This window comes from Chloracidobacterium validum, from assembly GCF_018304825.1.
Classification (GTDB): domain Bacteria; phylum Acidobacteriota; class Blastocatellia; order Chloracidobacteriales; family Chloracidobacteriaceae; genus Chloracidobacterium; species Chloracidobacterium validum.
Genome location: NZ_CP072648.1, coordinates 1,208,459 through 1,223,129, shown reverse-complemented (window position 1 = coordinate 1,223,129; position 14,671 = coordinate 1,208,459). Strand labels below are relative to the sequence as shown.

General features: G+C 59.0%; 10 protein-coding genes. 5 read left to right on the top strand and 5 right to left on the bottom strand.

Translation table 11 applies throughout. The annotated features are described in order from the left end of the window. Positions 1-19: 19 nt before the first annotated feature. Entirely contained in the window at positions 20-352 is a 333-nt protein-coding gene (locus J8C06_RS05100; RefSeq protein WP_407064910.1) for a nucleoside triphosphate pyrophosphohydrolase family protein, read from the top strand. 11 nt (positions 353-363) lie between these two features. On the opposite strand, the gene glpK is transcribed toward J8C06_RS05100, so the two are convergent. Both glpK and J8C06_RS05090 read right to left on the bottom strand, forming a co-directional pair. Next, positions 364-1,872 carry a glycerol kinase GlpK gene (gene glpK / locus J8C06_RS05095; protein ID WP_211429700.1) on the bottom strand — a complete coding sequence of 503 codons (1,509 nt, stop codon included), beginning with the start codon at positions 1,870-1,872 and terminating at the stop codon, positions 364-366. Positions 1,873-1,958: 86 nt separating this feature from the next. Then, positions 1,959-3,080 carry a M48 family metallopeptidase gene (locus J8C06_RS05090; RefSeq protein WP_211429699.1) on the bottom strand — a complete coding sequence of 374 codons (1,122 nt, stop codon included), beginning with the start codon at positions 3,078-3,080 and terminating at the stop codon, positions 1,959-1,961. Positions 3,081-3,228: 148 nt separating this feature from the next. Between J8C06_RS05090 and J8C06_RS05085 the strand changes: the two genes are divergently transcribed. Both J8C06_RS05085 and hisB read left to right on the top strand, forming a co-directional pair. Continuing rightward, positions 3,229-5,199 carry a M1 family metallopeptidase gene (locus J8C06_RS05085; RefSeq protein WP_211429698.1) on the top strand — a complete coding sequence of 657 codons (1,971 nt, stop codon included), beginning with the start codon at positions 3,229-3,231 and terminating at the stop codon, positions 5,197-5,199. A 26-nt stretch (positions 5,200-5,225) separates the two neighbouring features. Continuing rightward, positions 5,226-5,816, top strand: coding sequence for an imidazoleglycerol-phosphate dehydratase HisB (hisB, locus tag J8C06_RS05080; RefSeq protein WP_455423715.1), 591 nt, complete (start codon positions 5,226-5,228; stop codon positions 5,814-5,816). An 88-nt stretch (positions 5,817-5,904) separates the two neighbouring features. On the opposite strand, the gene J8C06_RS05075 is transcribed toward hisB, so the two are convergent. The 3 genes from J8C06_RS05075 to aceE form a co-directional block, all read right to left on the bottom strand. Continuing rightward, complete coding sequence (locus J8C06_RS05075) at positions 5,905-6,876, bottom strand: DUF4351 domain-containing protein (protein WP_211429697.1); 972 nt, start codon at positions 6,874-6,876, stop codon at positions 5,905-5,907. A gap of 132 nt (positions 6,877-7,008) precedes the next feature. Further along, the gene (locus tag J8C06_RS05070) at positions 7,009-8,031 is read right to left on the bottom strand and encodes a hypothetical protein (protein ID WP_211429696.1); all 1,023 of its coding nucleotides are present in this window, start codon (positions 8,029-8,031) and stop codon (positions 7,009-7,011) included. 8 nt (positions 8,032-8,039) lie between these two features. Continuing rightward, positions 8,040-10,742: a pyruvate dehydrogenase (acetyl-transferring), homodimeric type gene (aceE, locus tag J8C06_RS05065; protein WP_246602090.1), complete on the bottom strand. Its 2,703-nt coding sequence runs from the start codon at positions 10,740-10,742 to the stop codon at positions 8,040-8,042. Between the two features lie 222 nt (positions 10,743-10,964). On the opposite strand from aceE, the gene J8C06_RS05060 reads away from it, so the two are divergent. Then, positions 10,965-11,789 carry a formylglycine-generating enzyme family protein gene (locus J8C06_RS05060; RefSeq protein WP_211429695.1) on the top strand — a complete coding sequence of 275 codons (825 nt, stop codon included), beginning with the start codon at positions 10,965-10,967 and terminating at the stop codon, positions 11,787-11,789. A 142-nt stretch (positions 11,790-11,931) separates the two neighbouring features. After that, positions 11,932-14,481: a hybrid sensor histidine kinase/response regulator gene (locus J8C06_RS05055; protein ID WP_211429694.1), complete on the top strand. Its 2,550-nt coding sequence runs from the start codon at positions 11,932-11,934 to the stop codon at positions 14,479-14,481. The last annotated feature ends 190 nt before the right edge of the window (positions 14,482-14,671 follow it).

Genomic DNA, 14,671 nt, shown 5'->3' with positions numbered 1-14,671 from the left:
GCATTGGAACGGTTTGGCGATGTTGACCCTAGATGAGTACCAACAAGCGGCCGAGCGCACCGCCGCCTACCCTAATCGTGGGCATAACCTTGTCTATCCGGTTTTGGGGCTGGCCAGCGAAGCCGGTGAAGTCGCCGGTAAACTCAAGAAGGCTATCCGCGACACTGGCGGACAACTTTCTGAAGACCAACGCGCTCGCTTACTGGACGAAGTTGGAGATGTGTTGTGGTACGTTGCTGCGATTTGCGCAGAGCTTGATACCTCACTTGAAGCAGTTGCCCGCGCCAACCTGGATAAGCTCGCCTCGCGGGCCGAGCGCGGCGTGATCGGTGGGGATGGTGACAAGCGCTGACCAGTTTGTTGTCAAAGACGCTGCGTACGGCGCACGGCATCCAACCACGCCGCATAGCCGGTCTGCCTTGTCGAACCATCCGGCGACGGCGTAAATATCCGTTCGCTCCGCCAGACGGCTGTCACCTCTGGCAAATCGCGCCAGAAACCGGACCCTAAGCCGGCCAGATAGGCCGCACCGGCTGCGGTGGTTTCGGTCACGGTCGGGCGAACCACCGGAACCCCCAGAACATCCGCCTGAAACTGCATCAAAAAGTCATTGGCGGCGGCGCCGCCATCCACGCGGAGTTCGGTCAGTGCAAATCCAGCGCCTAACGCCTGCCGTGCATCGGTGAGCATCGCCTCGACCACATCGCGCGTCTGGTAGGCAATGGCTTCGAGCGCGGCGCGCACGAGATGGGCGCGCGTCGTTCCGCGCGTCAGTCCGGCAATAAGACCGCGGGCATGGGGGTCCCAGTAGGGCGCACCCAACCCCACAAAGGCCGGCACGAACACCACGCCATCCGTATCTGGTACCGAGCGCGCTACGGCTTCGGTTTCAGCCGCACCACCGATGAGTTGGAGTCCATCGCGGAGCCATTGCACGGCTGCGCCGGCAATGAACACACTGCCTTCAAGGGCGTACTCAGCCGGGGCATCGCCCAACCGCCAGGCTACCGTGGAGAGCAATGATTGCTGAGATAAGCACGGCTTCGTCCCGGTGTGCAAAAGCAAAAAGCAGCCTGTTCCGTAGGTATTTTTAGCCATGCCGACGCGCGCGCACATTTGCCCAAACAACGCGGCTTGTTGGTCGCCAGCTAATCCCGAAATTGGGATGGCATCACCAAAGATTTCTGGGCTGGTTTCACCTAAGTAACCACTGGACGGGACAACCGTCGGCAACATCGCCATGGGAATAGAAAACAGCGAGCATAATTCGGCGTCCCACGTCAGTTGGTGAATATCAAACAGCATGGTTCGGCTCGCATTGGTGACGTCCGTGGCGTGAACCCGTCCGCCGGTCAACTGCCAGAGCAACCAGGTATCCACCGTTCCAAAGGCAAGCTCACCGGCTTCAGCCCGGCGGCGCGCATCTGGCCAGTGTTCGAGCAGCCATTCAGCCTTGCTGGCCGAAAAGTAGGCATCCACGACCAGTCCAGTTTTGGCTTGGATTGTCTGCGCGACCGGCTGGGCGCGGAGGGCGTCGCAGCGCGCAGCCGTGCGGCGACACTGCCATACAATTGCGTTGCCCAGTGGCTCGCCGGTTGTCCGGTCCCAGATCAGCGTTGTCTCGCGTTGATTGGTCAAGCCAATGGCAGCAATGTCACGGGCGGTTAATCCGGACTGCCGGAGCGCTTCACGCGCTGCCCCGATTTGTGAGTTCCAGATGTCTTCTGGTCGGTGTTCAACCCAACCCGGCTGTGGGAAAAGCTGCTCGAAGGGTCGCTGGGCAAGCGCCACGATGCCCCCTTCCTGGTCAAACACAATCGCGCGCGAACTGGTCGTTCCCTGGTCAAGGGCAAGAATGTAACGTGTGGTCATCGTAGTTTCTTTTCAAAACAGGCAGCCGCCTCCACACGTTTGCTGCAAAACATGTGGAGGCGGTCAACCTAGCCCGAACAAAAAACCTAGTTTAGTGGCGGCTCGTCATCGCTCGGTGGCGTGTCGGTACGCCGCCGCAGGGTTGGACGGTTGGATGGCTCAGACTTCTGTGGACGGTCGCTTGGAGCGCCCATGTCGTCATCGTCGGGTGGCGCATCCGGTTGACGGCGGCGCAGGGTAGGACGACTCGGGCCGGTGTCGCTGCCGCCACCCGGGCCAATCCGCCGCCCGGCATCCGGCGCAATTGCCCCTAACCGGGCTTTGACCCGCGCAAACTCCGAAGAGCTGATCGTGTATTCGTCCCGCACTGGGAAAGCCGCTGTCAACTGACGCATTTTCGTGGCGCGCTCCTCTGATGGCGGGTGTGTTGAGAACACCGTCGGGATTTTCTGCTTCGGATCCTGTTGCGCTTTCAGCTTTTCAAAAAAGGCAATGAACTCATCTGGGTCGTAACCACTGGCCCACGCGTACTGCGCGCCAAGCATGTCAGCCTCAAATTCCGCATTGCGACCAAATTTGAGAAAGGTCAGCGGCACGAGAATGTTTGCGGCATTGGCGACGAGTACGCCAGCCACGCCACCGACAAAGATAAGCGGGATCATGCCAAACTGCGCCAACTGGCCTTTGGATACCTGTTCGGTGGCATGCCGCGCGGCGACGTGAGCAATTTCGTGCGCCATCACGCTCGCCACCTGGGCTTCGTTATCTGCCGCCAGAATCAATCCCTTGTTGACATAGAAATAGCCACCCGGTAAGGCAAAGGCATTGACCTCGGGTGAATCAACGACCTTGATGGTAAAAGGCATTTTGGAATCGGAATTCTGAGCAAGCGTCTGCCCAATGCGGTTGACATACTCAACCACGACTGGATCGGTGACAAACTTGAGTTGACGGTCAAGATCGGCAGCTAACTGCGCGCCAATCGCCATTTCCTTGTCTTTTGAGTAAAAGTTGAGGCTGCCTTTGTTGATGTCGCGTTTGCCGATCATCAAGGGGTTTTCTTTGTCGCTCAACTTGCGCGTCACCGGAGAGTTGGTTCGCTTATCCTTGTCATCCGCCCAGACACGAGTGGGAAACACGGGGACGACCAGTAATCCGGTGACGAGCAGCCAGCTTACAACGCATCGAGAATACCGTACCGAGAACATGAGCTAAAATCCTCCCGTGACGAAATCAAGCCTGCGCGCTAGTGTACACGTTAGCGCGCCCATCGTCTTGTCGCGTCGCTAAAAACTACCAGCGCCTTACGGTTAGAACGCTTCACCCAGCAAAAGGTTTGATAATGAAGGGTTGACCATGTCGGAAGCTGTCTGGAAAACAAAAAACCATCCGCGCACCTGGAGGATACTTGGCGGTCTCCTGCTCTGGCTGGTCCTACACTTTGGTCTAACGCCCGCGGCACCCGGCGATGCGAATGCGCCACTTTCCGACCGCCGGGTACGATACCAGATTGAAGCCATTCTCGATACCGAGAACAAGGAAATCCGCGGCCGGGAACGCCTCGTGTGGCGCAATCCGGCGTCCCATGCCGTGCCGGACTTGCAGTTTCATCTTTACCTGAACGCTTTTCGGGATGAACGAAGCTCCTTTCGCCGTGGCTCTGATGGCGGACAGTTGCGTGGAGACCGGATGGATGCTCAGTTTCCTGGTGCGATTGACCTGTTGAGCATGCGCCTCAGCGATGGAACTGACCTGCTTCCGGCCGGGGAATTCATTCACCCGGACGATGACAACGCCGAGGATCGCACCGTATGGCGGGTTGTCTTACCTCAGCCTGTCCCGCCTAACGGCACCATTGCGCTGGACATTGAATTTTTGGCCAAGCTCCCGCGTGTGTTTGCCCGCACCGGCTACTACGGGGATTTCTTCATGGTTGCGCAGTGGTTTCCCAAACTGGGCGTCTATGAACCAGTCGGCATGCGCCGGCGGACGACGGCCGGCTGGAACTGCCACCAGTTTCACGCCACAACGGAATTTTACGCCGACTTTGGCGAATACGACGTCACACTGGACGTGCCCGGCCACTTCAAGGTTGGCGCAACCGGCGTGGAACGAGAACGCCAGACACTACCCAACGGGCGGACGCGCTATCGCTTCACCCAAGCTGATGTTCACGACTTCGCGTGGACTTGTTCGCCGTATTTTCTTGTCACCGAAGAACGGTTTGAAGCCGCCGGTCTTCCGCCCGTCAAGTTGATCTTGCTGCTTCAGCCGGAGCATGCCGACCAACGGGAGCGGCATCTGCGGGCAGCGCGGATCGCCCTTGAAGCCTATGGACGGAGCATTGGACCATATCCGTACGAGACGCTCACCATCGTTGACCCGGCCTATGCGGCCGATGGCGCCGGCGGCATGGAGTACCCAACACTCATCACCGTCGGGACGCGCCGTCAATCGCCCGACGATGAGCTGCTTGGGCCGGAAGTGGTCCTCATCCACGAGTTCGGGCATCAGTACTGGTATGGCATGGTCGCCAGCAATGAGTTTGAGGAAGCCTGGCTCGATGAGGGCATCAATAGCTACTGCGAAGCCAATCTCATGGCAGACCACTATCCGAACTCGAGCGCCCAGTGGCTGCGCCTTGGCGGCCGTCCGGTGTTCCGCCTACCGGTTCGCGCCCCAGATTGGTCGTTTCAACGCGCCCAGTTATTTGTCTTGGGGGCGCGTGCCGTGACAACCCATCCCATTCTCACCCCGGCGTGGCAGTTCTCCGACCCGTCACTTTATGCCTTCAATGCCTATGCCCGCCCGGCCCTCACGCTGAAAATGCTCGAAGGCTACGTTGGGCCGGAAACGATGCAGCGCATCCTCAAGACCTACTTTGAGCGATGGCGCTTCAAACACCCGACCTCGGATGATTTTTTCGACGTGGCTTCGGAAGTTGCCGGAGAAGACCTCAGTTGGTTTTTCGACCAGTATTTTCGTGGAACGAAGCTACTCGACTACGCCGTGACATCGCTCGACACGCGCCAAGTCACCATCACGCGCCAGGGCGAAGCAGTGATGCCGCACAGCATCGAGTTACGCTTTGCCGATGGCAGCGTGCGCCGCGAGACGTGGGACGGCCAAGCGGATCGTTACCCAATCACCACCGACCGGGACTTGGTTGCCGTCGTCCTTGATCCAGACGACACCCTGCGGTTAGACATGAACCCGGCGAATAACAGTCGAACGCGCTTGTCATCGGCGCAAGCCAACGCCAGCTTACTGGCGCGCGCGCTGCTTGTGATGCAGTGGCTGCTCCACGGCGCGGTCAGCCTGCTTTGACGACTCAGGATTTGACAGTAACGACCATGACGCACCGCACGGCGTCGCTCACGCGACGCACCAATGAAACGAACGTGATTGTCACGCTTGACTTGGATGGCACCGGGATTTCCCGGATCACAACCGGCATTGGCTTTTTTGACCACATGCTGGCGCAGCTTGCCAAGCACAGCGACATCGACTTGGATATTCACTGCGATGGCGACCTCGACATTGACGAGCACCATACCGTCGAAGATGTCGGTATCACGCTTGGGCAGGCATTGACGCAGGCCCTTGGGGACAAAGCGGGCATCGCTCGATTTGGTGACGCCTACGCCCCACTGGATGAGACCCTGGCGCGCGCAGTTGTGGATATTTCTGGCCGACCTTATCTGGTGTACGACGTGGCCAACCCACGCGAACGAATCGGCATGTTTGCCGTCGAAATGGCCGAGCATTTTTGGCGCTCGGTGGCCTTCAGTGCCAGCCTCACCTTACACATTGCCGTTCTTTACGGGCGCAACCAGCACCACATTCTGGAAGCCACCTTCAAAGCCGCTGCCCGCGCCCTTGGGACAGCAACGCGGCGCCTGAGCGGACGCTCTGACATTCCCTCGACGAAAGGCCGGCTGTAAGAGCAATCCCGTGACCGATGACGCCAAGACCGGCGGGACTCATGAACGGTGGCAAAGCGCAAGGCAACCGAGCGCTTCTCGAATCCGCCTACCCAGCTTTGGCATCCAACCAGTTGGTCAAGTCTTCAAGTTGGGTGAAGTCCAGCAAGTCGTCGGCCAGTTGCTCTAACCGTGTCGTCGGCAACGCCCGGATACGCTCCGTTTCGGCTTCGACGGCCGCCCCAAAGCGCCGCCGCAACAATCGCAGGACGACCTTTGCCTCCCCAACTTGCTCCCCCTGCTGGAGACCTTGCTGGAGACCCTGTTGGAGACCCTGTTGGAGACCCTGTTGGAGACCTTCTTCCATCCAACTCGTTACAATCTGCATGACGCCCTCCCGCGCTTCCGGCTCAAGCTGCGCTGCTTCCTCCATAAACGCCGCCTGCTCCACTTCGTTCAATCGCAAGTATGTATCCACGAAACCCGACACGACCTGCGTCCGCGCCTTGTCTAGCCGCAAGCCCGCCAACATCCGCAAACACTCCACCTTGACCCGAACCCGCTCCCCCTGACGCATTCCCATCTTCGCCATCAACGCGCTCGCCACCGGATTCGGACGGTTCACGAAGTCACGCCAGTTCAACCGGTTCAACTGTACCACCCGAAAGGCATACCGCAATGGCAGCCATGCACCGCACCACAGCTCAAAGGCGTCCGGTTCAGGCGCACGTGGTGCATCATAGGACAACACCGCTACCGGGTAGAGCGGTAGCCGGTGTTTTTCATACAGCCGCGCCCCATACAAAAACATCCGCTCGGCAAAGTCCGCCTGCCGTGTCGCCTGGGTTTCGATGTGAACGAGGAAGCAGGCGTCCTGGTCACGCAGGCGACCTTTGACGACCAAATCTGCCTGGCGACGTTCGCCGCGCGTGACATCGGTGAAGAGTTCCTTGTCGAGAAACACCAGCGAGGCTTTATCCACCCGGGCGGCCGCATCGGGGGCGAACAGGTCAAGGAAGTCGGGAAAGAATAGCGTGAAGAGTTCCTTGAACAGGCGGTCGTGGTCAGTGGTTGGCGTCACAAGCACCTCCTCAGGCACGAAGTTGGCTACCTTGGCGTTTTCAATTGTTTCGTCCTGTGCCTTACGTTGACACGAACGCCAACGCACCCAGCGACCCACACTGCGCCGCGATTGAACGCGGCAAGTGATTCGCTAGCCAAGCTCGGCGCTAAACCGACAGGCCGGATCACCACGACCTAGGCTGGCATGCAATCGGCTTCGGGGGTTGAGCAACCTTGGGAGGACGGCGTCGAGCGTTGCTTGGTCAAAAGCGGCGCAGAGCCTGCAGAGATGCCGTCCTAGCCCCGGCTCACGTCCTTCGGCCGTCAAAACAACCCGGGTCTGCGTTTGAAAAGAGCACGTCCGAATGGTGGTTTCAATGGTGAGCGGTGGACCACCCAGCCAGGCGCCAACCAAGGTCAGCAAGCCGGCAAGGGGCTGGACATGCGTCTTTGAAAGGTCGTGCTCGGCAAAGACACCGTTGCGTCCCAAGCGCTCGCCCGTGGCGCGAGGCTCGTCCGCAATGCCGCCAAGCACTTGCGCAAAGAAAAACTCGTTGAGACGGCGTCCGAAATCGGCGCTGATGCGCGTGATGAGCGCAGACAGATCGGTTCGCAGGTCGAGTTCGGCCAGCACGAGTGCCGCCCGAATGGTCTCCATGCTCTGTGCCGTCCGTGCCACCAGCGCCAAGTCACTCCAGGCTGCCCAGGTGGCTTGCGCCGCTGGCTGCCGGCGCGCCCAATCCGTCGCCACATTGAATCGTGTCAGCCAATCTTCGGGCAGGCCCGTGACGCCGGCGAGCGCGGCTTCATCGAGCGACAGTTCAAAGGGCAGTTCTGAAGCGAGGGCAGCCCAAAGCTGCTGGCAGTCCTTGAGAAAATCGGACTGATGACACTCGACGCGCGGCTCGACGGTCGGCAAGTCGGCCAGCGTCAGCCCGGCTTCCGCCAACGCCAGCCCGTAGGTCAGACGCTCACGCTCCGCAGTGGCGACCCAGTAGAGCACCGCCGGACGAAAACCGGGAAACCGGTCGGCGTCGAGCTGTTCAGCCGGACCAAAATAAAGCTCGGCAAAGCGCCCGGACCGAAACAGCTCGGCTGCCCGGCGCAAGGCAAGCGCCCAGCGGTGAACCTGAACCACATCGAGCTGGGTCGGGGGAAAGGCTAGTCCACTCACCGAACATGCTAGTGGCTGGCGACCGGTTCGGAAACCACGGCATCCCCGTAGAGTTCGGCCTTGGCGCGCGCGACTTCATCAAAGCCGAGCCGTCCCATTTCAGCCAGCTTGTAAAGCGCCGTATAAACAATGGATGCGGCATCTACCTTGAAATGACGGCGCAACTGCTCGCGGGTATCACTCATTCCGAAGCCGTCCGTTCCCAGCGCGATGAATGGCTGCTTGATCCACCGGGAAACGCTATCCGGCCAGGCTTTCACATAGTCACTGACGGCAATGATTGGGCCTTGCGCATTAGCCAAAACCTTCTGAATGTAGGGTATCCGGGGCGCTTCCAGCGGATTGTCCAGATTCCACGCCTCGACTGCCAAGGCGTCATCACGGAGGGCGCGATAGCTGGTCGCCGACCAGACATCCGCCGCAACATCATAGCGCTCAGACAGGATGCGTTGCGCCTCCAGCGCCTGCATCATGATTGCCCCGCTCCCGAAAAGCTGCACAGTATGCCGCTTGGCATCAAGGCAGGGCTTGAACAGATAGAGTCCACGCAAAATGCCATCCTCAACGCCGCGTGGCATGGCCGGCATGGCGTAGTTTTCATTGTGAACGGTGATGTAATAAAAAACGTCTTCTTCGCGCTCGTACATCCGCCGCAGCCCATCGCGCACGATGCAAGCAATTTCAAAGTGAAACGCCGGATCGTACTGCGCGCAGCACGGAACGGTCGAAGCCAGAATGTGGCTATGACCGTCCTGGTGCTGGAGACCTTCTCCGTTGAGGGTAGTGCGCCCGGCCGTCGCGCCGATTAGAAAGCCCCGGCCGCGCGCGTCACCAACCGCCCAGGCCTGATCGCCGGTTCGCTGAAAACCAAACATCGAGTAGAACATGTAAAACGGAATCATCGGCTCGCCATGGGTGGCATAGGCCGTGCTGGCGGCCGTAAACGACCCCATGGCGCCCGCTTCCGTAATGCCTTCTTCGAGAAGCTGCCCGTCTTTGGCCTCGCGGTAACTAAAGAGCAAATCGGAGTCCACCGGATCGTAGAGCTGGCCCTTGGCGGCGTAGATGCCGACTTTTTTGAAGAGGAAATCCATGCCGAAAGTCCGTGCCTCATCTGGAATAATGGGCACGATGCGGCGTCCGATGTGCTTGTCATCGAGCAACTTGCGCAAGAGACGAACGATGGCCATCGTCGTCGAAACCGGCTGCTGGTTGGCAACGGTAAACTCCGTGTAGAGATCGGCTTCCGGCAAGGTCAGCGGTTTTGACCGCACGACGCGCTTTGGGAGATCGCCCCCAAGTTGCCGCCGCCGCTCGCGTAAGTACTCAACTTCAGGTGACTTCTCGCCGGGATGGTAGTAGGGCGCATCGCCAACCTGGGCATCCGGAATCGGCAGTGCCATCAAGTCACGGAATTTCTTGAGTTCTGATTCAGTGAGCTTCTTGAGTTGGTGCGTGGCATTGCGTCCGGTCGCGCTTTCTCCCAGCATCCAGCCCTTGACCGTCTTGACGAGAATGACGGTCGGCTGCCCCTGATGTTCAATGGCGGCCTTGTAGGCAGCATAAATCTTCAAGTGATCGTGACCGCCACGACGGAGGCGCTCCAGGTCACGATCGGACATATGCTCAACCAGGGCCAGCGCCCGTGGGTCCTTGCCGAAAAAGTGCCGTCGGATGTAAGCGCCGGTCTCGACAGAATACTTCTGAAACTCGCCGTCGAGGGTCGTGTTCATGATGTGCAGCAGCGCCCCTTCGGTGTCCTTAGCCAGCAGTGGGTCCCACCGCCGACTCCAAATCACCTTGATGACGTTCCACCCAGCCCCCCGGAACACGGCCTCCAGTTCCTGGATAATCTTGCCGTTGCCACGCACCGGACCATCAAGCCGTTGCAGGTTGCAGTTGATAACGAAGGTGAGGTTGTCGAGGCTTTCCCGTGCCGCTAGATGGAGCGCCCCCAGTGATTCCGGCTCGTCTGTCTCACCATCGCCTAAAAAAGCCCAGACTCGCGACCGGGAGGTGTCAACGATGCCCCGGTTGTGCAGATAGCGATTGAAGCGCGCTTGATAAATGGCATTGATCGGACCCAACCCCATTGACACGGTCGGAAATTCCCAAAAATCCGGCATCAACCGCGGATGTGGGTAACTCGACAGCCCCCGCCCAAGTGCTTCGCGGCGGAAGTGTTCGAGGTGTTCGGTGGTTAGGCGTCCTTCCAAAAAAGCCCGGGCATAAATACCCGGCGCGGCATGGCCCTGATAAAAGATGTGATCGCCGGCTTGTCCGTCATCCTTCCCTTGGAAAAAGTGGTTGAAACCGACTTCGTACAGACTGGCCGACGAGGCATAGGTTGCCAAGTGCCCCCCAATGCCAGGGTAGTAGTGATTTGCCCGCACGACCATGGCGACGGCGTTCCAACGCACGATGCGCCGAATCCGCAACTCCATCTCTTCGTCACCCGGAAATGGCGGCTCCTGCTCCGGTGAAATGGTGTTGATGTAGGGCGTCTGCACCAACTCCGGCAGTCCGACCCGCATCAGGCGCGATTTCTTGAGCAATTTGCGCAGCAAAAACTGGGCGCGCTCAGAACCCTCTTGATTGACCACTTGCTCAAGAGCTTCGAGCCATTCGGCAGTTTCCTGCGGATCGGCGTCTGGCAACTGTTGCTTAAACTCGTCGAGGTACATCGGCGGGGAACCTCCTCCGTACGACATGATCCGGCTTGCGCTGGAAGCCACCTTGTAAGCTCGTAGGCGGGTGAGACTGTTTGTACGTCAAGATACAATCGTTCTGCAAGCCACCGACTACCCGCCATTCGTTCGCAAGCCAGCTCAGTTGGTGGGTTGGGTGGCGCGACCCAGCGCACAGTTTACGTGCCGCCCAGGTGGTATATCATCCACCGTAACGCAACACCTGCCTCGACGTAACACTGTGAAATGCTCCATCGTAGCCAGGCTTGGAGACAGGTAGCCCTGCGCCGCACCGGACTATGGGTGACCGTTTTGCTGTTTTGGTTGACTGGCTGCCAAGTCCGCCCACCTGAGCCACCGTACCGCATCCCGGCGCCACCGCCGGGCATGGTGTTCATTCCTGGTGGCACCTTTGTTCGTCAGCCCGATGTGGCGCACAGTAACTTGGTGACGGTATCACCATTTTTTCTTGACCAAACCGAGGTGACGAATGCTGATTTTCGGCGGTTCGTCACCGCAACCGGCTATCAGAGCGAGGGACGCTGGATGCTCTACGCAACACCTGACCGGGACCGCCACCCCGTTGTCGCGGTGACCTGGAACGATGCCGCTGCCTATGCTCACTGGGCCGGGAAGCGCCTGCCGACCGAGACCGAATGGGAGTTTGCGGCACGCGCCGGACGACCAGCGGCACAGTATGGAACCGGCAGCGATGCTCTGCCTGGAGCGGCGACCTTTGACTACGTCATCGTTAATCCCCGACGCATGCCACTGCGTGGGATTCAAACGACCCCAGTGGCGACATTTCCACCCAACCCATTCGGACTTTATGACCTGGCCGGAAATGCTGCCGAGTGGTGCGCCGACTGGTTTGACGCGGAGGATGACGTAGGCCGGGCCGTACGCAACCCGCGTGGTCCCGACTTTGGACGCGGGCGCGTCGTGCGCGGCGGCTCATGGAATGACCGCGCCGAGTACCTGAAGGTCACGCACCGCTACGGACTGCCACCGGGCACAATTGCGTTCACCCTGGGATTTCGCTGCGCAGGAGATGTCCCGCAGACCAAGTGAGGTCACACCGGCTAGCAACATCGCCACCATTTGACAACCAGGGGCTGAATTTACCAAAACACTAACGCCACCACCTCCCCCAAGCCATCTGGTGGTTTAGCGTGCACGACTTCAACAAACGATGTAGCCAAGGAATCAACCAATGGCTTCTACTGCGCAGTCGGGGTCACTTGCGCCCGGACACTACCTTTTCGATGCGAACGGTCAACTGCTTCAGGCCACGGCGCTGTCCAGCACCACAGAGCCTTCAGCAGAGCAAACCGCTTTTGACCTGTCTGGCGCATTGTCCTTACCTCAACTTCCAGCATCGCTCCGGCCATATGTTCATTCACTGGCACGTGGCGAAACAACCCTGCCACAGATTGTCAGCCTCGACCCGGAAACGACCGCCACGCTTTATCCAATCGAACTCAATCAGGAAAAATTTATCGCGCTGGTTATCTCGCCAAATGCCCCAGCTTGCCAGCCAACGCAAACCACGGCCTCGCTCCTCGCCGTCAGCCGTGCGATTCACGCGGGTCGCACGATGGAGGAAATTTTTCAAACGTTAGCCCGCGAGGTGATTCAGTTCTTGCCCTTCGACCGCACGAGCATCACGCTTTTCAAGCCCGATACCAATGAAGTCGAGGTTTACGCGCTTCAGGGGGATGGCTCCAGTTCGGTGCAGGCCGGCACCATCGTTCCTGGTGACAAGACGGTAACCGCCTGGGTCGTCAGCCATGGGCAGCCGGTTGTCGTGCCAGACATTCGGCAAGAAACACGCTTTGTCACGTACGCCGAATGGAGTGAGCAGGGCTACCGCTCGACGCTCTGTCATCCGCTGACCCTGGATAGCAAAGTCATTGGAACACTCAACTTCACCAGCCGAACTGTAGGGGCTTACTGTGATGCTACCGTTGAGTTGGTGACACCACTGGCCGAGCAGGTCGCCGTTGCTATCAACAACACCCGGTTGCGCCAGCGCCTCACGCAAGAGTCGCAACGGCTGCGCCGTATCGTTGAAGTCGCCAATCAGGTTAAACATCACCTCAGCCTGAACATTGGCTATCTCAGCGTCTCAGAGATTCTTCGTTGGATGTGCGAAGTGGCCTGCGATATGGGCTGGGAGCGGGCCATATTTTGCCTCCGCGACCCAGCGTTGACTTCAGCCAATGATTCGTTCATCGCCGCTTTTGCTGGAACGTTCAGTGATGCCCAGCGCGTCGAACTGGATGTTCTCAGCTCTCAACGAACCAAGGTTGGCGGCTTTTCCACCACGCCTGGCGCGCGGATCTCCGGCGTGCACCGGCGGGTTGGCGACCACTCGTTTATCGTCGGACGCAATACGGAGTCGCCCCTGCGTCTCTGGCATCCAGGCACTATTGTTATTGTCCCCTTGGCACTTGAGGGCCGCCTTTTCGGCACGTTTAGCGTGGACCGGCACGGCCCGGACCCGCTGCCTGAAGAAGTGGAAATTCTTGAGTTACTGACTGATCATGCCACGGTTGTCCTCCACAACTCACGGCTCATCGGGCAACTCCAGGAGCAACTCGCTGAAACCCAGCGACTGCGCGAGCAAGAGCGGGAGCATCACCTCCAGATGCAACAAACCGAACGGCTGCGGGCGCTCGGGGAGCTGGCATCGGGCGTGGCCCACAACTTCAATAACGCGCTCACCATTATCCAGGGGCGGATTAGCCTGCTCAAAACCCACGTGACGGATGCTACCCTGCTTCGCTCGCTGGACATCATCCATACGGTCTCTAAAGACGCAGCCAACATCGTCAAACGCATCCAGGACTTTGCCCGTGTTCGACAGGACGACTCCGACTTTGAACGGCTTGATCTGAGCCAACTCGTGCAACAAACCATCGAGGCTACCCAGCCGAAGTGGATGGAGCGAACCAGTGGGACACTCGTCCGCGTTACCTGTCAAGCCCCAGCGCCAGTCTATATTCTTGGCAATCCAACCGAATTGCGCGAGGTTGTGACGAATTTGGTCTTCAATGCGCTGGATGCGATGCCCAATGGCGGTGAAATCATCATCAATGTTTATGAACAAAACGAGTCGGCCAAACTGGTGGTCCGCGACACCGGCCTTGGCATGAACGAAGAAACGAAGAAGCGGCTGTTCGACCCCTTCTATACCACCAAGGGGGGAAAAGGAACGGGGTTGGGTCTGAGCGTTTCACATAACATTATCAGCCGGCACCGAGGGCGAATCGAGGTCGAAAGCGAACTTGGCCGGGGCACAACGTTTTTTCTCACCCTTCCCCTGACGCCCCGTTCACTGGCGCAAGAACTCGTGGTCGAATCAGTACCGCAGTTACCGCCACGTCAACTGCGGATATTGATCGTGGATGATGAACGACCGGTAGCCGAAACAGTCAGCGACATCATTGCATCGGTTGGCCACTTACCGACTGTTGAAACGAATCCAGCCCAGGCATTACAACGCTTGCGCACGGAGTCTTTTGATGCTCTGTTCACTGACCTTGGCATGCCTGACATCAATGGCTGGCAGCTCATCGCCGAGGCACGAGCCATCGTTCCCGGCCTTTCGATCACACTCGTCACAGGGTGGGCGGCCCGTCTCCATCCCAGAGACCTGCAAGCGCAGCGGGTGCGACTCATCCCCAAGCCGGTTGATATACAGATCGTCGAACGCACGTTGAGCGAAATCGTATGCGAACTCCGGGCGACGCTTCACTGACGCCCGAACCCAGGCGCGTTTCCGAGCCGTGCAGATCAGGGAGACTCCCAAAGGCAAGCCAAAAAGATTGATAACCCGTCGCTCGATGCCAAGAATGAAAATCAAAAACTGATTGAGCCAGCCCGGTAGGGGGCGGAGGTCGCTCTGGGAGCGCAAGCCGCGCTTGCGCAAGTTTTGCCAGAAACGCAGG

Excerpts from the sequence above, each read along its gene's own strand:
- J8C06_RS05100 (WP_407064910.1), top strand. The coding sequence starts at position 20 with ATGTTGACCCTAGATGAGTACCAACAAGCGGCCGAGCGCACCGCCGCC.
- glpK (WP_211429700.1), bottom strand. The coding sequence starts at position 1,872 with ATGACCACACGTTACATTCTTGCCCTTGACCAGGGAACGACCAGTTCG.
- J8C06_RS05090 (WP_211429699.1), bottom strand. The coding sequence starts at position 3,080 with ATGTTCTCGGTACGGTATTCTCGATGCGTTGTAAGCTGGCTGCTCGTC.
- J8C06_RS05085 (WP_211429698.1), top strand. The coding sequence starts at position 3,229 with ATGTCGGAAGCTGTCTGGAAAACAAAAAACCATCCGCGCACCTGGAGG.
- hisB (WP_455423715.1), top strand. The coding sequence starts at position 5,226 with ATGACGCACCGCACGGCGTCGCTCACGCGACGCACCAATGAAACGAAC.
- aceE (WP_246602090.1), bottom strand. The coding sequence starts at position 10,742 with ATGTCGTACGGAGGAGGTTCCCCGCCGATGTACCTCGACGAGTTTAAG.
- J8C06_RS05060 (WP_211429695.1), top strand. The coding sequence starts at position 10,965 with ATGCTCCATCGTAGCCAGGCTTGGAGACAGGTAGCCCTGCGCCGCACC.
- J8C06_RS05055 (WP_211429694.1), top strand. The coding sequence starts at position 11,932 with ATGGCTTCTACTGCGCAGTCGGGGTCACTTGCGCCCGGACACTACCTT.